This window comes from Streptomyces sp. NPDC002754, assembly GCF_053592315.1.
Genome location: NZ_JBSFVM010000001.1, coordinates 616984 through 636467 on the forward strand (window position 1 = coordinate 616984; position 19484 = coordinate 636467).

Genomic DNA, 19484 nt, shown 5'->3' on the forward strand with positions numbered 1-19484 from the left:
GCCCCCGCTCTCCGGTGAATTCCCGACGGGCGGGGGCACAAGTCATGTCTCAGAAGGGTTCGTTCGGCCGCTGCGGTGGGCCGGCGACCAGCCCCAATACGTGGTCCGCCCACGCCCGGTCGTAGCGCTCGAGCCGCGGAAACCCCTGCCCCGGCCGCCCGGTCCAGTGGTACGCGACCCCCGGATTGTGCGCCGCGTACCGGTGGCCCACGAAGAAGTGCGGGCTGCCCTGCACCTGGGGCCCCTGGGCGGCCCGGAAGTGCCGGAACACCTCGGCGTGGCCAGCGCCCCGAGCCAACTCCCTTTCCAGCGCCGTGACATCGACCGTCGGGCAGGTCTCGGCCGCCGCCAGGATCTCGGCGTGCACGCTGATGCACCGGTGGTCGCTGTAGAAGGCCGTGCGCAGCGCCGCGTCGAGGTCGTCGGAGGCGCGGAGTCCGCCCACACGGGGGTCCTTGGCGGCCTGGACGGCGGCCATGGCCGGGAAGGTCGTGACGGCGTACGCCGAGTCGGGCTCCCGCCACAACCGCCAGCCGACCTCGGGAACCAGTCCGGCGATCGCGACGACCTCCATGTCGATGACCGGCTTCGGGGTCGGCCGCCGGTTGAACAGCTCCAGTGGGAACGCCCGGTGGTCGACGAGCAGCGTCGCGCCCTTGGCAGCCGCCCTGTCCCGCAGCACGTTCAGGGCCAGAGCGGCCCACGGGCAGCCGATGTCGGACCATACGGTGACCACGGCCGGGTCGTCCGCGACCACGGTGGACCGGCCGCCCGGCGCGGGCGAGGCCGCTCCCCGGCTCATCGCTCACCCGCCGCACGGCTCAGCTCGAACAAGTCCTGGGGGTGGACAGGAATGCGCCGCACGCGCAGTTCCCCGCCCAGCGCGTCGTCGACGGCCCCGGCCACGGCCGCCCCCACCGCGATCATTCCCACCTCACCGAGTCCCTTCGCGCCCAGCGGGTTGTCCGGCGTCGGGGCGTCCTCCGTGACGAAGAACTGCACCGGCGGTACCTCTCCCGCGCCGGGCAACAGGTAGTCCATGAACGAGGTCGCGAGCGGCTGGCCCTGCTCGTCGTACTGGAACTCCTCGAACAGCGCGCCACCGATGCCCTGCGCCGCCGCACCGATGATCTGGCCCTCCGTGGTGAGCGGGTTGATCATCCGTCCGGCCTCGGTGCTGGTGAAGAACCGGCGGATGGTGTGTCCCCCGGTCGTCGGGTCGATCTCCAGTTGCACGAGGGTGACGCCGTACGGATAGTTCATGTGCTCGTCCACGTATACGGCCGAGGCACGCAGTCCGGGCTCGTCCCCGGCGAGACGGGCGCTCCAGGTGTCCCAGCGCTCGGCGACCTCGGCGAGCGTCAGGCGCAGCTCCGGCTTGCCTGCGACCTCGACCCCGCCATCGGCGGCCCGGAGGTCCGCGCCGTCCACCTCCAGCAGCGTGGCGGCCACCCGCAGCGCCTTGTCCAACACCTTCTGGGCGGCGGCGCGGGCCGCGCCACCGGCGAGCACCGTGGAACGGCTCGACCAGGACCCGACCCCGTCGGGCACGAGGTCCGTGTCCCCGTGCATGACGTCGATGTCCCGCGGTGCGACGCCCAGTTCGTCGGCCACGATCTGGGCCAGTACGGTCTCGACGCCCTGGCCGACCGACGACGCCCCGGTCAGCACCCGGACCCGCCCGGTGCCGTCGACCTCGACGTCGGCCGTCTCGTAGAGACCGAGGCCCGCCTTGTCCATGAGGACACCGATGCCGTTGCCGACGAGCCGTCCTTCCTCCCGCAGCCGGTGTGCGTCCTCGCGCCACGCCTCGTAGTCGGCGGCGTCGAGCGCCTTGCGCAGATGGTCGAGGACGTCGCCTGAGTCGAAGCGGTAGGGCTCGAAGACGATCTCGAAACCCGGCTGCCAGGGCAGATCGGACGTGGTGAGCACGTTTCGCAGCCGCAGTTCGACCGGGTCGATCCCGATATCCCGTGCGGGCAGGTCGAACAGCCGCTCACGAGCGAAGGTGCCCTCGTACCGGCCGGGCGCGCGATAGGCGGACAGCGGCGTCTTGTTGGTGGTCACGGCGTGCAGTTCCGCCCGGTAGGCCGGGACGCGGTACGGCCCCACGACCATGCCCGCGGTGATGTCACTGACCAGGGGCTCGACCTGACGCAGAAACGCGCCGTGGTTGTGCCAGATCTCGTCCCGCAGCCCCAGCAGCCGTCCATCGGCGTCGAACGCCCCCTCGATCCGGTGCACCTGCTCGCGGGCGTGCGCGATGGACACCATGTGCTCGACGCGGTCCTCGATCCACTTCACCGGACGGCCGAACAGCCGCGCAGCATGGGCTACCAGGACGTACTCGGGAAAGGTGCCACCGCGGACACCGAAGTTGCCGCCGATGTCGGTGTGTCGCATCCGGACACTCGTCAGGGGCATCCCCAGCATGCGGGCCAGGATGCGACGGCAGTCATGCACGTGGACCGTGCCCCACACCCACAACTGGTCCCGCCCCGGGACGGGTTCGACGACGCAGCCACGTGTCTCCATCGGGACACCGCTGTGCCGCCCGACCTTGAACTCGCCGCGTACCACATGTGCCGCCTCGGCGAACGCCCGCTCCGTGTCCCCGTACTCCTTGACGAAGGAAGCCGGTTCGTTGCCCGCCTCGTGCAGGACCGTGCCGCCGGCGGCGGCCTCGACCGGGTCGAGCACCACCGGCAGTTCCGCATAGTCGACCTCGACCAACTCCGCCGCGTCCTCGGCCACGTACGGATCCTCTGCGATCACCGCGGCCACCGGCTGGCCCACGTAGAGCACCCGGTCGTCGGCGAGCACCGGATGGCCATAGTCGTCGAGCCGGGGGAACAGCTCGTGGTACCCCGCCTCCTCCAGCGGCACCCGACCCAGCGCACGCACATCCTCACCGGTCAGGACCGCGCGCACACCGGGAAGGCCCCGCGCGGCCGACGCGTCGACCGAGGTGATCCTGGCATGCGCGACGGAGGCGCGAACGACCCTCATCCACAGTTGTCCCGCGAGATCGACGTCGTCCACGAAGGCACCTCGCCCCCGCAGGAGGCGTACGTCCTCACGACGAGGTGTACGGGCGCCCACATGGCTCCCGGTTGGCTGGTCCATGTCCGCGGTGCTTTCCGCGGTGTTCGACACACTCATGAAGGCGCTCCTCCTGCGATCCGGGATGCATGCGATAGGGGATGTCTGAATTATCGGAAGCCGCGGCGGTCCGGTCCTTTGCGGAATCCGTACAGCTCGGGCCCCGGTTGTCGGGCATTCGCAGGGGCTTCGCCCATGGCACGGACCCGATACTGGCGCGGCACCGTGCCACGGACGAGCACGGTGTACATGGCCTGCGCATCTCCGGACTCCGGCCCGGAGGCGACAGGAAGGGAAGGACTCACTGGTGGCAAAGCCCGTCGACAGCCCGATGCCGAACCCCATGCCGGAGGAGGAGATGCTCAACTGGGGACGTCTCCTCCTAGACGGACTGCCGTACGCGGATCTGGTCGCGGCCCGCGACAGGGCCGGCGATGTGTCGTGGTTCGACCACTGGATGGCCGCGGCCGACCGCTACGAGGCTCTGGCCGACGACTCCCTGCGCACCGGACATCGGCGCACGGCGGCGGAACTGCTGCTGACGGGAGCACTTGCGGCGCAGTACGGCCAGTTCCTGTGGTTCGACGAGCGGCGGCAGCGCGGCCAGCGGCGAAAGGCGGAGCTGTACCGCCGCGCGGCGCCACTGCTCGACCCGCCGGCGCACCGCTTCGACCTGCCGATCGACGACACATCGATCCCCGGCTACCTACGTGTCCCGCCGCTGCCGCCGCACGCAACGGCGCCACAGCCGTGCGTCGTGCTCATCGGCGGGCTCGAATCGACGAAGGAGGAGAGCTTCCGCTTCGAGGAACTCCTGCTCCAGCGAGGCATGGCGGTCGCCACCTTCGACGGCCCCGGCCAGGGCGAGATGTTTTCCCGGACCCCGCTGCGCGGCGACTTCGAGCGGTACACCTCGACGGTGGTCGACGCGCTCGTGGACGACCCGCGCGTCGACTCAGGCCGGATAGCCGTCCTGGGCCGCAGCCTCGGCGGCCACTACGCGCTGCGCAGCGCAAGCCTGGATCCACGTCTCGTCGCCTGCGTCTCCTGGGGAGGGTTCGTCGACATGGACGAGTGGGAGGCCGAAACCCCGATGACCAAGGAGAGTTGGCGCTATGTCAGCCAGATGGACACCCTCGATGAGGCGCGCGCACACGTACGCAAACACCTGGACGTCCGCCCCGTACTGCACCAACTCCGAGTACCGACCTACGTGTTGCACGGCTCCCTCGACGAGATCCCCGACGCTGAACTCGACGTCCTGCGCGAGTGCGCGCCGCACGCCCCGCTGGACATCGTCGTCGAGCCGCTCGGCGACCACTGCTGCCACAACCTCGGCCCGGAACCCCGCCTGAGAATGGCCGACTGGCTGGCGGACAAGCTGGGAACGGCTGATTGAGTGCTTCGCCGGTGAGTGCGTGCCGGTGGGCGATCCACTTTTCCCCTTGCGACGACTTGTGGCGGCACCAGTGCTGCGCGATCAAGGCCACTGTCCGGCCCCGGCGGTTCGCTTCACAAGACTCGGCATCACCACAGACATCACTGCCGAAGCGCAGAGTTGTTCAGCCTGGCGAGCGCTTGCGCCGCCGTTCCGTTTCACGGGGCGGGGGCGGTACGACCCCTCAGGCGGACCCGCGAGACACCAAGCTCATCTCAAGCACCTCGGTGCGCGGCCCCGCGCCGCCGATCATGTCGAGGGCGAGGCGGGCCGCGACGTGGCCCTCCTCCACGAGGGGCTGTGCGACCGTGGTCAGCGGCGGTGTCGAGGTCTCGGCGATGGCGTGACCGTCGAAGCCGACCACGGCGACGTCCTCGGGGACCTGCCGCCCGGCGGCGTGCAGCGCGGCGAGCGAGCCGACGGCGATGCGGTCGGAGCCTGCGAGGATCGCGTCGATGTCGGGGTGTGACTCCAGGAGGCGGGCCGTCGCGGCGAGACCGGCCGTGGTGTCCCAGCCGGTGTGTACGACGAGGGCCTCGTCGAGGCGGGACCCGAGCACCTCCGCGTAGCCGCGCCTGCGGTCGACGGTCGCCGGGTTGTCCGCGGGGCCGAGGACGACGGCCATCCGTTCCCGCCCGTCGGCGAGCACCCGTTCCGCGGCGAGGCGGGCGCCGCGCACGTCGTCGGAGTAGACCGTCGAGAAGACGCCGTCGTACGGAGAGTCGTCGAGCTGCCCGCACAGGACCACGGGAAGACCGGTGCCGGCGAGGGATTCCAGCAGGTCACTGCCTCGGTACGGGGTGAGGTGGACGACCGCGTCGACCGAGCGGCGGCCGAAGCTGCGCAGCGCGAGCGCGCGCTCCGATTCGCTGGAGGCCTGGATGATCACCGGCAGGAAGCCGCTGCCCGTCAGGCCCTCCGCGACGCCGCGCAGCACTCTGCCGTACGTCGGGTCGTCGAAGAGTTCGTCCAGCGGCTCGGTGACCAGGACGCCCACGGTCTCCGCGCGCCCGGTGGCCAGGGCGCGGCCCCGCGCGTTCATCACGAAGCCGGTGCGCTCGATGGCCTCTTGCACGGCGCGCTTCGTCTCGGCCGTGACGAGGTCCGAGTCGTTGATCGCGCGGGAGGCAGTCGCACGGGAGACCCCCGCCTCGCGGGCGACATCGCCGATCGTCACGGAGCGCGGGGCGCCGGGCTTGCCTCGAGGCATCGGTGACCTTTCCGCACGGGGCAGGGGCCCGTGACCAGGACGAACGGAGAAGTGCGGTGTTCAGTATCGCCCAGGTGACTCGTTGTCAGGGCGCCGAGGGCGGGTGGGCGAGGTGAGACCTAGGTCACGTTTGACCGGTGTTGTGGCGCAGGAATGTAACCGGTTACATTCCGGATCATGACTCTCCATCTCACGGAGCCGGCAGACCGGGACCGAGCCGACCGGGACCCGGCGGACTGGGAGAACCCCGCCCTCACCGGACGCAACCGGCTGCCCGCGCGGGCGTACTTCTTCGGTTACGACTCGGCCGAGCTCGCCCGCACCATGGACCGCCGCCGCTCGCGCGGCTTCGTCGACCTCACCGGCGACTGGCGGTTCCGGCTCTTCGACCACCCGGCGCGCGTCCCGGCCGCCGCGCTCGCCGAGGAGTCCGAGGGCTGGGACACCGTGCGCGTACCGCACCTGTGGCAGGTCGACGGGTACGGGCGGCTGCAGTACACCGACGAGGGCTTCCCGTTCCCGGTCGACCCGCCCCGCGTGCCCTCCGACGACCCGACCGGTGTGTACCAGCGCACCGTTGTGCTGCCCGGAACGCCGGCCGGTGAGCGCACCGTGCTCCGGTTCGACGGGGTCGAGAACTACGCCGAGATCTACTGGGACGGCACCTACGTCGGCATGACCAAGGGCTCGCGGCTCAGCGCCGAGTTCGACGTCACCGACGTGGCACACCCCGGCATCAACCATCTCGTCGTCAAGGTGCACCAGTTCTCGGACGGCACGTACCTCGAAGACCAGGACATGTGGTGGGCGTCCGGGATCTTCCGCGACTGCTACCTGCTGAGCCGGCCCGCCGCACACCTCGCCGACTTCTTCGTGCGCACCCAACGCCTCGCGGACGACCGCGCCGAGGTCACTCTGAGCACCACCGCCGTCGGGCGACCCGATGTCACCTGGGAGGTGTACGACGGCGAGCGCCTCGTCGCCTCGCGCGCCGTCATGCCGGGCACCGACGCCACGCTGGTCGTCGAGGGCGCGCGGTTCTGGAACCCCGAGGACCCGTACCTGTACGACATGCGCCTGACCGTGCGCGGCGCCGACGGGACCGTCGAGCACGTGCCGCACCGCCTCGGCCTGGCTGAGGTGACCATCGTCGACGGCCGACTGCTGCTCAACGGCACGCCGTTCAAGATGCATGGTGTCAACCGGCACGACCACGACGACCGGCACGGACGCGCCGTGGGCATGGCCCGCGTAGAGCGCGACCTGCACCTGATGAAGCAGCACAACATCAACGCGGTGCGCACCGCGCACTACCCGAATGACCCCCGCTTCTACGAACTGTGCGACCGCATCGGCCTGTTCGTCCTCGCGGAGACGGACCTGGAGACACACGGCTTCGCCAACGTCGGCGACCTTTCCCGGATCACGGACGACGCGGCGTGGCAGACCGCGTACGTCGACCGCATCGAGCGGCACGTGCTCGCGCAGCGCAACCACGCCTCCGTCAGCATGTGGTCCCTGGGCAACGAGTCCGGGTACGGGTGCAACATCCCTGCCATGTACCGGCGTTGCAAGGAACTCGACCCGACCCGCCCGGTGCACTACGAGGAGGACCGGGACGCCGAGGTCGTCGATGTCATCTCCACGATGTACTCGCGTGTCTCGCAGATGAACGACATGGGGGAGCACCCGCACCCCAAGCCGCGCATCATCTGCGAGTACGGGCACGCCATGGGCAACGGACCCGGCGGACTCGCCGAGTACCAGCGGGTCTTCGAGACCTGGGACAGCATCCAGGGGCACTTCCTGTGGGAGTGGTGCGACCACGGCCTCGTCGCCACCACGGACGAAGGGCGCGAGTACCACTCCTACGGCGGCGACCACGGGGACTTCCCGAACAACGGCAGCTTCTGCATCGACGGCCTCGTCTTCCCGTGGCAGGAGCCGAGCCCGGGCCTCGTCGAGTACAAGCACGTCATCTGCCCCGTGCGCGTCGACTACGCGGACGGTGTGTGCACCGTGACGAACGGGCGCTGGTTCACCGACCTGTCCGACGTGGTCGTCGTCCTCGAAACGCTGCACGACGGGCGCGTCGTCGGATCGCGCACGCTCACCCCGGGACCCGTACCGCCCGGCAAGGCGTGGAGCGAGGTCGTGCACCTGGACGTCGCGGCACACGGCGAGACACATGTGACCTCCCGCGTCCTGTCGACCGCCGCGCACGAATGGGCCGAGCCCATGCGCGAGTTGGGCCGCTACCAGACACTGGTCGCCGACCGCCCGCGCCGGACCGCGGTGGCCGTGACCCGCGCGTCCGTCGCCGCCGAGGCCGAGGGCACCTCGCTCGTCGTCACCACCCCGGACGCCGACCGGTACACGGTCGACCTGCTCACCGGAGATCTGTCGTGGCGCAGCCACGGGCGTGAACTCCTCCTGGAACCGCCCCGCGTCGGCTTCTGGAAGCCGCTCGTCGACAACCACCAGCAGGAGAACGACGAGCTGTGGGCGCCCCGGTTCCTCTCGCTCATGCAGACCTCGACGCGTGAGGTGGCGTGGCGGGAGCAGGACGGCGCCGTCGTCGTGGAGGTGTCCGCGCGCATCGCGCCGCCCACCCTCGACATCGCCATGAAGGTCGTCCTGACGTGGACCCTCGCGCACGACGGCGTACACCTCGCCGTCGCGGGCGAACCCGTCGGCGACTACCACGACATCGTGCCCCGCATCGGCCTGTCCTTCGCGGTGCCGCGCGAACTGCGCTCCGTCGACTGGTACGGCCTGGGGCCCGGCGAGAACTACCCGGACTCCCGCGCCGCCGCCACCCTCGGCCGCTGGCACAGCACCGTCGACGACATGTTCACCCCGTACGTCGTGCCCCAGGACTGCGCCAACCGCGGCGATGTGCGCTGGGCGTCCCTCACCGACCCGCACGGCGACGGACTCGCCGTGCGCGCGGCGGGCTCGGGCCCCTTCGCGTTCTCGGCGTGGCCGCACTCCGCGGCGGCCATCGACGCCGCCCGGCACCACAACGACCTGGCGCCGGAGGACCGCGTGACCGTCAACGTCAACCACCGTGTGCTCGGCCTCGGGTCCAACTCGTGGGGCAGCGAGGTGCTCGACACCTACCGGGTCCGCTTCGAGCCGTTCCGCTTCGAGCTCGACCTGCGCTCCGTGTCCGCGACCGCGCCCCACCACGACGAAGGGATCGCCTCGTGAGGATCTTCCGCGACCACTCCCACCTCGAAGAGGTCCTCGGCGGCGTCACCAAATGGCAGCGAACGCTCCAGGCGTTGCGCGCGGAGGGACGCCCCCTCGGCGTCATGTACTCGGTCGGTGACTCGCTCACGACGATGCGCGAGCACACCGACGTGCTCGCCACGGACGACCTCGTCGCCCGGCGCCGGTACCTCTACGTGCTGTCGCCCGTGGACGGGGACGTCGAGATCGAGACGGCCCCCGTGGCGACGCTCGAACCGGCAGAACCGTACAGCGACTTGACCGACCGTCAGCCCCTGCGCGGCAAGGGCGAACGGCGCACACTCTCGCGCGGAGCCGTCCTCGTGGCCGGACCCGACGAGGCGGTGCGGGTCCTGCCCGCGCCCAGGACGACGGCGGTTGTCGCCCACGTGACCGTGGAGGGCGCCACCTTCCACAACAAGTAGCCGCACCAGCCCCACCCCCTCCCGACATCAACGGAGCATTCAATGACGAATCGCCGGTCGATCGGTGCGGTGATCCTGTTCAGCATGGTCATCGCGGCGGTCTTCAACTTCCGCAACGTGGTCAACAACTACGTCGCGATCGGGACACTCGCGGCCCCGATCTTCCTGATCGCCACGATCCTCTACTTCGTGCCCTTCACCCTCGTCATCGCCGAGATGGTGAGCCTCAACCGCCGCTCGGAATCCGGCGTCTACCAGTGGGTGAAGTCCTCGCTCGGCGGCCGCTGGGCGTTCTTCACGGCGTTCTGCTACTGGTTCGTGAACCTCTTCTACTTCATCTCGCTGCTGCCGATCGTCCTCGTGTACGCGGGCTACATGATCCTTGGACACGAGTGGGCCATCCAGCCGTGGCTCATCGCCGTGCTCTCCGTGGTGATCTTCTTCGTCGCCACCTTCGTGTCGACGAAGGGCGCCCGCTGGATCGGCAGTGTCACCTCGTTGGGGTCCACCCTGATGATGGTCATGGCGCTGCTGTTCATCGTCGCGGGCATCGGCGCGCTGCTCGGTGGCATCACCCCGGTCAATGACATGTCGCCCGGCGGGATGCGCCTCGACCCGGGTTCCGGCATCACCGCGTGGGCGTTCCTCGGCACCCTGGCGTGGATCATCCAGGGCGTCGGCGGCGCCGAGTCGATCGGTGTGTACCTGAACGACCTCAAGGGCGGCGTGCGCGCCTTCGTCCGCACCATCATCGTGGCCGGCGTCGCGATCGGCCTGCTCTACTCGGTCGGCACGTGGTTGATGGGCATCTTCGTGAAGAAGAGCAGCGTCTCGTACAGCAACGGCATCTTCGTGACCATGCAGGCTGCGGCCGGACACTTCGGCCTGTCGGGCGACCTGGTGGTGCGCGGCGTCGGCCTCATCATGCTCGTCGCGACCCTGGGCGGCCTGCTGATCTGGACCTCCGCGCCGGTGAAGATCTTCTTCTCCGAGATACCCGACAAGGTCTTCGGCAAGCGCGTCGTGGCGCTCAACGACCAGGGCGTGCCCGTGGTCGGCGCCTGGATCCAGTTTGCGATCGTCGTGCCGCTGCTGTTCATCCCGACGCTCGGCGCGGGCAGCTCGATCGACGACCTGCTGAAGATCGTCACCAACATGACGGCCGCCACGGCGCTGCTGCCGCCGGCCCTCATCCTGGTCGCCTACCTGGTACTGCGCGCCCGCTTCGAGGGTGCGGTCCGCGAGTTCCGGTTCGGCTCCCGGGCCGTTGGCCTCGGCATGTCGATCTTCCTGCTCGCGGTGTTCGCGGTCGCCTTCGTGGCCTCCACGTTCCCCGAAGGCCAGGCGTTGTGGCTGACCCTGGCCTACAACGTCGGCGGCCTCGTCGTCTTCCTCGGCGCCTCGCTCCTCTGGTACGAGCGCTACCTGCGCCGCCTGCGCGCAACCTCCCCGGAGGAGGCCGCGGCCGAGCTCGCGCCGTCGGCCCCGCTGCGCTCCGAGGAGAACGGGCGGGCGCTGCGTGCGGGCGATGCGGAGGGGATGGCGACTTCGGCGTAGGACGACGACGCTCCGGGTGGGCGGTCGCAGGCAAGCCTTCAACGGCTTCGCGATGTCGCGATGAGTTCGGTCGCCGCTGGCGGTCTAGGTCTATATATGTGTTGTGCGGTCCGGTGACCGCACGGCCGCTCACAACTGCTGCCTTGAGAGAGAATCAGATGACCGATACCACCTGCCACATGTCGATCTCGCTCGACGGCTTCGTCGCCGGGCCCGAGCAGAGCCGGGACAATCCGCTGGGCAAGCGCGGCCAGGAGCTGCACGGCTGGCATATCGGCGACCCGCGCGCGACCGACGCCGACAAGACGGCCAACAGCTGGCTGATGCGCTCGCGTGGCGCCTACGTCATGGGCCGCAACATGTTCGGGCCGATCCGAGGCGAGTGGGACGAGGCGTGGAACGGGTGGTGGGGCGCCGAACCTCCGTACCACGCCCCGGTCTTCGTGCTCACTCGTTACGCCCACGAACCGATCAAGATGGAAGGAGGGACCACGTTCCACTTCGTCACCGAAGGCTTCGACGCCGCCTACGCGCAGGCGCTCGCAGTCGCGGACGGCAAGGGCGTGGACATCGCCGGTGGCGCTTCGACGGTTCGACAGGCACTCAACGCCGACGTGATCGATGAACTCACCCTCGACATCGCACCCATTCTGCTCGGCAGCGGAGAGCGCATGTTCGACGGCGTCGAGATCTTCGATTTCGAGCCCGTCGAGGTGCTCCACTCACCGCTGACCACTCACATCCGCTACCGCAAACGCGACGCAGGCTGAGCAGGGACCGGGGGCTTCGGACAGGGTTCGGAAGAACCGAACCCTGTTTCCGAGGGTGGCCGACGCATGGTGCACGCCTTGTGCGAGGTGGATGTCCAGGTGCCGGAGCGTTCGCTCACGGCGGTGATGGGGCCGTCCGGCTCGGGCAAGTCGACGTTCCTGCAGTGTGCCGCCGGGCTGCTAGACCGGCCCACCACGGGCGAGGTGCGGCTCGGCGGTCGCGTGATCAGCTCAATGACGGAGCGTGGCCTGTGCCGGCTGCGGCGGACGCACAACGGGTTCGTCTTCCACGCGTTCCGTACGGCGCGGTTCCGCATCCATGCCGCGCCTCGACTCGCCCGACTGGCCAACCTCTGAGGCCTGGCCCCGGCCCTCAACCGCTCCAAGCCGTACCGTACTTGTCGGCGAGGTGTCGTGCTTCCTGAAGGGTGAGCAAGCGGGCCGGGTGTTGGCCGAGAGCGAGGAGGAGGGCAGCGGTTTCCTCCAGTTCCACGGTGGTGTCGACGGCTGCCGCGACCGATGCCCCGGACACCACAGGCCCGTGGTTCTGCAACAGCGCGGCGCGGAACGGGAACGGCAACTGTTCGAGTTCCGCGGCCTGTTGGGCGTCGCCCGGGGGAGCGTAGGGGAGCAGCGGTGTCTGACCCACGCGCATCACGAAGTAGGGGGTGAGCGGGGGGAGCGCGCTGTGCGTGGACCACGAGGGGAGGCAGGATGCCGCCGCGGCGTGGCGTGAGTGCAGGTGGACGACCGTGCGGGCCTCGGGGTCGCGTCGGTAGAACGCGGTGTGCAGGGGGAACTCCTTCGAGGGCCGGGGGCCGTCGAGGTGTGTGCCGCTCAGGTCGAGGGTGGTCAGGTTGTCGGGATCCAACGCGGCGAGGTCGGCGCCGGTGGGAGTGATGAGGACATGGTCGCCCTCACGGACGCTGAGGTTTCCGGAGGAGCCGGGGCTCAGGCCGAGGGCGGCCAAGTGTGCTCCGGCCGCGGCGAGTTCGTGGCGGGGGCTCATGCGAGGTGGTCCCAGGCCGTGGTGAAGATGTCCGTGCCGCCGAAGTTGCCGGACTTGAGGGCGAGGTCGATGCCGTCGGACGCTCCGCCGGCGCAGGGCTGGGTGCGGGCCCAGGCGACGCCCGGGGCGATCTGTTGGCCGATCCGCAGTGTGCGGGCTTTCAGGGCGGTGGTGACGGCTCCGGAGGTTTCCCCGCCGGCGACCAGCAGGCGCCTGGCTCCCGCGTGTACGAGGGCCGTGGCGCAGGCCGCCAGCGCCTGCTCGACGAGTTCGGAGGCGGGCGTCGCGCCGAGAGGGGTGTCGTGTTCGAGGTCCGCGAGTGAGGCGACCGCGTAGATGAGCGGTGGCAGAGTCGCGTCACGGTGCCAGCAGGCGCGGGCGAAGTCGACGAGCTCGGCCACCGCCGCCGCGGGGTCCGAGCGCAGCGCCGCGATGTCGAGCTTGCGGTGGGGGAGGTGCTGCTGCGCGTGGGCGACTTGGGCGCGGGTGGCGGCGGACGCGCTGCCGGCGAGGACGGCTCCGGGGGCGCCGGAGGCGGAGGCGGCGGTGGCGCGCGCCGTGCCCTCGTGCGGACCGGCCAGCCCGAGGGCGAGGCCTGCAGCGCCCGTGACCAGGCGCATGTCACTCGTCGCGGCGGCGATGGTGCGCAGGTCGTCGTCGTTCGTGGCGTCGATGACGGTGAGCGAGTCGGTGAACTGCGGGGCGGCGAGGGCGTCGCGCAGCGCCTGGGCGCCGGAGCGCACCGTATCGAGGTCGACCGACTGCACGGGTCGTGCGGTCTGGGGCGCGAGGAGCCGCCCGAGGTGTGAGTCGCGCATCGGCGTGAGCGGGTGGTCGCGCATCGGGCTCTCGTCGAGGAGTTCGTCGAGCACGAACAGGCGCGACTTGTAGACGGTGCGGCCCGTGGCGGGAAAGGCCGGCACGACGACGGTCGCACTCTCGCCCAGCGCGTCGAGGAGGGCCTCGGACACCGGGCCGATGTTGCCCTCGGGAGTGGAGTCGAACGTCGAGCAGTACTTGAAGTAGAAGCGATTGCAGCCCGCGGCCTGCAGGGCCCGCAGCGCGGTCGTGGACTCGCGGACGGCCTCGTCGACGGGCACGGTGCGCGTCTTGAGGGCGACCACCACGGCATCGGCCCGCTGTACCTCGGCTGCGGCGGGTCCGTCGCCGGTCAGGCCGGCGGAGCCGACCGCGACCACCGTCCGGAATCCTCGGGCGACGAGCATGGTGGCGAGATCGGTGGCGCCGGTGAAGTCGTCGGCAATGGCCCCGAGCAGTGGCATCGGACCTCCAAGGTGCGTGGGTGTGGCGTCGGCTGTGAATCCGAGCCCCGTGCATGTGAAGTTATGTTAACAACCTTTACTCCAGTGAGAATGCCTGATACATGTTGTTAACCGGTGGGAGTAGTTCAAGCCACCGTCGGACGACCCGCGAGCCGCTGCGCCGGGGTCACGCCTGCCTATGAGCACTCATTGAGGAGGGCCATGAATCTCCATCACCTGTTCGCCGCCGCCAAGGGCCGGAGCGTGCACTACGCACTCTCGGGCGCCGGCGGCGGATTCGCTCGCACCCTCCTCGCGCAGACCCGCCGGATCGACGCCCTGCAGCCGTCCGTCCTGTGCGACCGCGACCTCCCGCGCCTGCGCGCCATGCTCGGTGACCTCGGCTACGACACCGCCCGCCTCACCGACTGCGAGGACGCGGACGCCGTCACCCGGGCCCGCGCCGAAGGGCACATCGCCCTGGTCGCCGACGGCGCCCTCCTCGGCGCGGCCGACTGGGACATCCTCGTGGAGGCGACCGGCAGCCCCGTCCATGGACACGCCATGGCCGAGGACGCCCTGCGCAGCGGCCGCCATGTGGCCATGGTCAGCAAGGAGGTCGACTCCGTCGCCGGACTCCACCTCGCCGAACTCGCGGCGCAAGAGGGGCTCGTCTACACCACCGCGGACGGCGACCAGCCCGCCAACCTCATCGGCCTGGTCACGTGGGCGCAGTTCCTGGGCCTCGACATCGTGGCCATCGGCAAGTCGAGCGAGTACGACCTCGTCCTCGACCCGGAGCGCGGCACGGTGACCCAGCTCGACACCACCGTCCCCGCCCCCGAACTCGCCGGCCTGCTCACCCTCGGCGACGACGTCGCGGCGACGCTGGAGGCCCGCGCCGCCGCCGTGGCCACGCTGCCCCAGGGTGCCACCGCCGACTACTGCGAGATGGCCGTCGTCGCCACCAACACCGGCTTCAAGCCCGACACCGAGCGGCTGCACTACCCCGTCGCCCGCATCGCCGAACTGGCCGACATCTACCGGCTGCGCGAAGAGGGCGGAGTCCTCCAACGGGCCGGCGCCGTCGACGTGTTCAGCGCCCTGCGCCTGCCCGGAGAGGCATCCTTCGCGGGCGGCGTCTTCGTCGTCGTACGCACCGGCGACCAGGAGACCTGGGAGACGCTGCGCGGCAAGGGACACGTCGTCAGCCGCGACGGCGGATACGCGGCCGTCTACCTGCCCTACCACCTGATGGGTGTCGAGACGCCGCTCTCGCTGCTCTCGGCGGTCCTGCACCACCGCCCCTCCGGCGGCACCGACCCGCGCGGCCACGCCGTCCTGGCCGGCCGCGCCCGCCAGGACCTGTCCGCGGGCACCGTCCTCGACATGGGCGGCCACCACCACGACGTCACCGGCGTCCAGGCCGTGCTGCTGCGCGACGAGGACACCCCCGGCGACATCGCCCCGCTCTACCTCGCCGCCCACACCACGCTGGCCCGGCCCGTCGCCGCGGGCGAACTCCTGCGCCTCGGCGACCTCGCCGATGCCGACGAGAACCTCACCCGGGCCTGGACGGCCGGCCGCGCCGCCCGCCCCGCCGCATCGGCGGTGCAGGCGTGAGCACCGACGTCCAGCATCTGCTGCTCGGCGCCGCGGCCGTCGCCGTGCTCGTCGTGCTCATCACCAAGTTCAAACTGCACCCGTTCCTCGCCCTCACGCTCTCCGCCCTGGGCCTCGGCCTCGCCGCGGGCATCGGGCCGGGCGCCACCGTCGAGCACTTCCAGGACGGCTTCGGTGACGCCCTGGCCAGCAGCGGACCCACCATCGGCCTGGGCACCCTGCTCGGCGGCATCCTGCTCGGCTCCGGCGGCGCCGACCGCATCGCCACCGTCTTCATCGGCACACGCCCCGTGAAGTGGATCCCCGCCGCGATCACCGCGGCGGCCCTGCTCATCGGCATGCCGCACCTGTTCGACGTCAGCTTCGTCATGCTCGTCCCGCTGGTCTACGCCGTCGCCAAGCGCACCGGCACCCACCTGCTGTACGTCGGCCTGCCCATGGCCGCCGGCCTGTACGTCTCGCACGGTCTGCTGCCGCCGCACCCGTCGCCGACCCTCGCCGTCTCCGCGTACGACGCGAACACCGGCCTGACCATCCTGTACGGCCTCATCATCGGCATCCCCCTGGCCGTCATCACCGGGCCCCTGCTGACCAAGGTCGCCTCCCGCTGGTTCGGACCCGCCCCCGACCTCGACAAGGGGCCGGTTCCCCAGCCCGACCCCACCCCTGACAACCAGCGCCGCCCCGTCTCCTTCGCCCTGGCCATGATCACGGTGCTGCTGCCGCCCGGGCTCATGCTGATCGGCACCCTGGGCACGTCCAACACGGCCAAAGGCACCCTCCCGTACGCCTTCTTCGAGGCCTGCAACTCCTCAGTGCTCTCGCTCCTCGCCGCTGTCGTGTTCGCGTTCTTCGCTCTCGGTCTGCGGTCCGGGTTCGGCCTGACGCAGCTGCAGAAGATGGCAGGCAAGGGGCTCGGTCCCGTAGGCGCGATCGTGCTGATCCTGGGCGCCGGAGGCGGCCTGAAGGCCATGCTCACCGCCACCGGCATCGACAAGATCATCTCGGACTACGCCGTCGATTGGTCGGTCCCGCCGCTGCTGCTGGCCTGGCTCGTCGCCGCGCTCCTGCGCATCTGCCTCGGCTCCGCCACCGTCGCCACCGCCGCCGCCACCGGCATCGTCGCCCCACTGCTCGCCGCCTACCCCGGTGTCTCACCGGAACTGATGGTGCTCGCCTCTGCGTCCGGCGCCGTGATGCTCTCCCATGTCAACGACTCCGGATTCTGGCTCTTCAAGGAGTACTTCCAGCTGTCCGTGTCCCAGACCTTCCGGACCTGGACCCTGATGCTGTCGCTGCAGTCCCTGCTCAGCCTCGGTGGTGTCCTGCTGCTCAGCACATTCGTCGGAAGCTGAGTCGGCGCCGGAGCACGGGCGAACATCGGCTAACGTCGCGTACGAATTGTGAAGGAGGGTGACGATGACCGCTCAGCAGCACCTGCCGCTCATCCCGGACCAGCGGCGCGAGCAACTGCTGCGCCACCTGCGCAAGGAGGGCGTACTCAGCGTCCAGCAGATCACGCAGCTGTTCAACGTCTCCCACATGACGGTGCGGCGGGACATCGCGGAACTCGAGCGCCAAGGGCTGGTCTTCTCGGTGCCGGGCGGCGTCAGGATCGCCAGTCACCTCAGCACGGAACCCAGCTTCCAGGACAAGGCCCGCGTCGAACAGCCCGCCAAGGCGGCCATGGCGAGCGAGGCCGCGCGCCTCGTCACCGAAGGGATGACCGTCTACCTCGACGCGGGCACCACCCTCATCGCCATGGTCCCGGAACTGGCACGCCTGAGCGAACTGACGGTGGTGACGAACGATTTCGACACGGCCGAACAGCTCATGGCCTCGCCCCACCTCGACATCATCCATACCGGCGGCCGTATCGACACGGCGAACCGCTCGAGCGTCGGCCGCCTCGGTGCCGCGACACTGCGTCAACTCGCCCTCGACCTCGCCTTCATCAGCAGCAGCTCCTGGGACCTGCTGCGGGGCGTCACCACACCGTCGGAACCCAAGGTCGACGTCAAGCAGGCCGCCATGGAATCCGCGGCCGGCTCGGTCCTGGTCGCGGGATCGTCGAAGTTCGGCACGTTCGGCAAGTACCGGGTGGCTCCGCTCACCGCATTCGACACGGTGATCACCGACAACGCCCTGGCGGAGGGCGCGGTCACCGGAATCCGTGAGAGCGGCTGTGAGCTGCGTCTGACGCAGACCTGACGGGGGTCAGCTCCAGGCCCGGCGTTCCTCGCTGTGCGGGTAGTCGATCTCGGGCCACCTCGGCATCGATCCACCGGGAGTGGCCGGGGGCCGGGCGGCGTCTTCCTGAAGCGGTGCCGGTTCGTCTCAGTGGAATGCGGCGACATTGCGGGCCACCAAGTCGGAAAGGGGGCGCGGGGGACGGCCCAGGCCTGCTGGACGTCCGGGCTGACGCGCAACTCGGCCGGGTTCGGGGAGCCGAGGGTGTCCAGCGTGTCATCGGCGAGTTACGCCGGCATGCTCCGGGTCGTGGCGGCCTGGGCCTCGTTGCGGGTGAGTTCCTGGAACCTGACGGGCGAGCCGAGTGCAGCGGCGATGGCTTCCGTTTGCCCGCGTGGAGTGATCACTTCCGGGCCCGTCAACTCGTAGGCGTGGCCGCTGTGTTGGCCCTCCGGTAGGTAGGCCGCCGCGACTGCGGGCCTTCACGTGGCGGACGCCCTCGGGCACCGCCGCGGTGTGCCGTGGCACCGCCGTCACCTGCTCGCCCGATCTGCGTCGCCAGGTAACAGGCCCCCTCCGCTCCGAATCTGGGCGGGTCGTACGCTGGCTGTGCCGTGCGACGCCAGACGTCAGGGGAGAGACCGGTGAAGATTGTGCTTCCTGGAGGGACCGGTCAGGTCGGCGGTGTGCTGCGGCGGGCGTTGACCGGTGCGGGCCATGAGGTTGTCGTTCTGACGAGGCACCCTGTGCGGGACGGCGAGGTCCAGTGGGATGGCCGGACGCTCGGCCCCTGGGCTGAGGCGGTCGACGGCAGTGACGTTGTGGTCAACCTTGCGGGCCGCAGCGTCAGTTGCCGCTACACCGACGAGAATCTGCGCGCCATGATGGACTCGCGTGTCGACTCCGCGCGCGTCGTGGGCCAGGCGATTGCCGCCGCCCGCACGCCGCCCCGCGTCTGGCTCCAGATGAGCACCGCCACTGTCTACGCCCACCGGTTCGACGCGCCGAACGACGAGGCGACCGGCGTGATCGGCGGAGCCGAGCCCGGCGTGCCGGGCTACTGGGCGTACAGCGTCGAGATCGCGAAGAACTGGGAGCGGGAGCAGGAGCGGGCCGCGACCCCGCAGACGCGCAGGGTGGCCCTGCGGTCGGCGATGGTGATGAGCCCCGACCGCGGTGGTGTCTTCGACTACCTGCTGTGGCTGACGAGGTTGGGTCTCGGTGGGCCGGTCGCGGGTGGCGCGCAGTACGTGTCCTGGATCCATGACCGTGACTTCGTGCGCGCGGTGGAGTTCCTGATCGGGTGTGACGACATCAGCGGGGCGGTCAATCTCGCAGCCCCCGGCCCGCTGCCGCAGCGGGAGTTCATGCGTGCGTTGCGGGCTGCGTGGGGCATGCCGGTCGGGCTGCCTGCGACGCGGTGGATGGCCGGGGTCGGAGCCTTCGCTCTCCGTTCGGACACCGAACTCCTGCTGAAGAGTCGGCGGGTGGTGCCCGGGCGGCTGGAGGACGCCGGGTTCACCTTCGACCACGGCGCCTGGTCGCAGGCTGCGGCCGACCTCGTAGGGCGGGTGCGTCGTGAGCGGACCCGAATCGGACGCACGGAGGCACGCATCTGACCACGCCTGAGCCCGAGTTCGGCCTCCAGCGCTGGTGTCGGCCTT

General features: G+C 70.2%; 14 protein-coding genes and 2 pseudogenes. 10 read left to right on the top strand and 6 right to left on the bottom strand.

Translation table 11 applies throughout. The annotated features are described in order from the left end of the window. Positions 1-49: 49 nt before the first annotated feature. Positions 50-802, bottom strand: a complete 753-nt coding sequence (locus tag ACWD2L_RS03030) for a DsbA family oxidoreductase (protein ID WP_351332401.1) — start codon at positions 800-802, stop codon at positions 50-52. After that, positions 799-3162 carry a xanthine dehydrogenase family protein molybdopterin-binding subunit gene (locus ACWD2L_RS03035; RefSeq protein WP_351332404.1) on the bottom strand — a complete coding sequence of 788 codons (2364 nt, stop codon included), beginning with the start codon at positions 3160-3162 and terminating at the stop codon, positions 799-801. The genes ACWD2L_RS03030 and ACWD2L_RS03035 overlap by 4 nt, the downstream gene beginning before the upstream one ends. Before the next feature lie 247 nt (positions 3163-3409). Between ACWD2L_RS03035 and ACWD2L_RS03040 the strand changes: the two genes are divergently transcribed. Then, a complete protein-coding gene (locus ACWD2L_RS03040) occupies positions 3410-4501 on the top strand; it encodes an alpha/beta hydrolase family protein (protein ID WP_351332407.1) in 1092 nt (363 codons plus the stop codon). A gap of 223 nt (positions 4502-4724) precedes the next feature. Here ACWD2L_RS03040 and ACWD2L_RS03045 read toward each other — a convergent pair whose 3' ends face one another. Next, on the bottom strand, positions 4725-5750 hold the full coding sequence (locus ACWD2L_RS03045) for a LacI family DNA-binding transcriptional regulator (RefSeq protein ID WP_351332410.1): 1026 nt from the start codon (positions 5748-5750) through the stop codon (positions 4725-4727). Positions 5751-5927: 177 nt separating this feature from the next. On the opposite strand from ACWD2L_RS03045, the gene ACWD2L_RS03050 reads away from it, so the two are divergent. From ACWD2L_RS03050 to ACWD2L_RS03070, 5 genes and pseudogenes are all read left to right on the top strand, one after another. After that, entirely contained in the window at positions 5928-8963 is a 3036-nt protein-coding gene (locus tag ACWD2L_RS03050) for a glycoside hydrolase family 2 TIM barrel-domain containing protein (protein ID WP_351332413.1), read from the top strand. Beyond that, on the top strand, positions 8960-9409 hold the full coding sequence (locus tag ACWD2L_RS03055; protein WP_351332416.1) for a hypothetical protein: 450 nt from the start codon (positions 8960-8962) through the stop codon (positions 9407-9409). The genes ACWD2L_RS03050 and ACWD2L_RS03055 overlap by 4 nt, the downstream gene beginning before the upstream one ends. Positions 9410-9451: 42 nt before the next feature. After that, complete coding sequence (locus ACWD2L_RS03060; RefSeq protein ID WP_351332419.1) at positions 9452-10966, top strand: amino acid permease; 1515 nt, start codon at positions 9452-9454, stop codon at positions 10964-10966. Between the two features lie 158 nt (positions 10967-11124). Beyond that, positions 11125-11736, top strand: coding sequence for a dihydrofolate reductase family protein (locus ACWD2L_RS03065; protein ID WP_351332422.1), 612 nt, complete (start codon positions 11125-11127; stop codon positions 11734-11736). A 57-nt stretch (positions 11737-11793) separates the two neighbouring features. Continuing rightward, a pseudogene (locus ACWD2L_RS03070) lies at positions 11794-12033 on the top strand (ATP-binding cassette domain-containing protein); the annotation flags it as partial. A 76-nt stretch (positions 12034-12109) separates the two neighbouring features. Here the strand turns inward: ACWD2L_RS03070 and ACWD2L_RS03075 are convergent. Beyond that, entirely contained in the window at positions 12110-12745 is a 636-nt protein-coding gene (locus ACWD2L_RS03075; RefSeq protein ID WP_351332425.1) for a class II aldolase/adducin family protein, read from the bottom strand. Beyond that, positions 12742-14028, bottom strand: coding sequence for a 3-oxo-tetronate kinase (gene otnK, locus ACWD2L_RS03080; RefSeq protein ID WP_351332428.1), 1287 nt, complete (start codon positions 14026-14028; stop codon positions 12742-12744). The genes ACWD2L_RS03075 and otnK overlap by 4 nt, the downstream gene beginning before the upstream one ends. Before the next feature lie 201 nt (positions 14029-14229). Here otnK and ACWD2L_RS03085 point away from each other — a divergent pair, with 201 nt between their 5' ends. From ACWD2L_RS03085 to ACWD2L_RS03095, 3 genes are all read left to right on the top strand, one after another. Beyond that, entirely contained in the window at positions 14230-15630 is a 1401-nt protein-coding gene (locus tag ACWD2L_RS03085; protein ID WP_351332431.1) for a homoserine dehydrogenase, read from the top strand. Next, positions 15627-16985, top strand: coding sequence for a GntT/GntP/DsdX family permease (locus ACWD2L_RS03090; RefSeq protein WP_351332433.1), 1359 nt, complete (start codon positions 15627-15629; stop codon positions 16983-16985). The genes ACWD2L_RS03085 and ACWD2L_RS03090 overlap by 4 nt, the downstream gene beginning before the upstream one ends. A 64-nt stretch (positions 16986-17049) precedes the next feature. Next, positions 17050-17841, top strand: a complete 792-nt coding sequence (locus tag ACWD2L_RS03095) for a DeoR/GlpR family DNA-binding transcription regulator (RefSeq protein ID WP_351332436.1) — start codon at positions 17050-17052, stop codon at positions 17839-17841. Between the two features lie 126 nt (positions 17842-17967). On the opposite strand, the pseudogene ACWD2L_RS03100 reads toward ACWD2L_RS03095, so the two are convergent. After that, positions 17968-18296, bottom strand: a pseudogene (locus tag ACWD2L_RS03100) (NmrA family transcriptional regulator); the annotation flags it as partial. A 168-nt stretch (positions 18297-18464) separates the two neighbouring features. Between ACWD2L_RS03100 and ACWD2L_RS03105 the strand changes: the two are divergent. Then, entirely contained in the window at positions 18465-19439 is a 975-nt protein-coding gene (locus ACWD2L_RS03105; protein WP_351332438.1) for an epimerase, read from the top strand. The last annotated feature ends 45 nt before the right edge of the window (positions 19440-19484 follow it).

Excerpts from the sequence above, each read along its gene's own strand:
- ACWD2L_RS03030 (WP_351332401.1), bottom strand. The coding sequence starts at position 802 with ATGAGCCGGGGAGCGGCCTCGCCCGCGCCGGGCGGCCGGTCCACCGTG.
- ACWD2L_RS03035 (WP_351332404.1), bottom strand. The coding sequence starts at position 3,162 with ATGAGTGTGTCGAACACCGCGGAAAGCACCGCGGACATGGACCAGCCA.
- ACWD2L_RS03045 (WP_351332410.1), bottom strand. The coding sequence starts at position 5,750 with ATGCCTCGAGGCAAGCCCGGCGCCCCGCGCTCCGTGACGATCGGCGAT.
- ACWD2L_RS03050 (WP_351332413.1), top strand. The coding sequence starts at position 5,928 with ATGACTCTCCATCTCACGGAGCCGGCAGACCGGGACCGAGCCGACCGG.
- ACWD2L_RS03060 (WP_351332419.1), top strand. The coding sequence starts at position 9,452 with ATGACGAATCGCCGGTCGATCGGTGCGGTGATCCTGTTCAGCATGGTC.
- ACWD2L_RS03065 (WP_351332422.1), top strand. The coding sequence starts at position 11,125 with ATGACCGATACCACCTGCCACATGTCGATCTCGCTCGACGGCTTCGTC.
- ACWD2L_RS03075 (WP_351332425.1), bottom strand. The coding sequence starts at position 12,745 with ATGAGCCCCCGCCACGAACTCGCCGCGGCCGGAGCACACTTGGCCGCC.
- otnK (WP_351332428.1), bottom strand. The coding sequence starts at position 14,028 with ATGCCACTGCTCGGGGCCATTGCCGACGACTTCACCGGCGCCACCGAT.
- ACWD2L_RS03085 (WP_351332431.1), top strand. The coding sequence starts at position 14,230 with ATGAATCTCCATCACCTGTTCGCCGCCGCCAAGGGCCGGAGCGTGCAC.
- ACWD2L_RS03095 (WP_351332436.1), top strand. The coding sequence starts at position 17,050 with ATGACCGCTCAGCAGCACCTGCCGCTCATCCCGGACCAGCGGCGCGAG.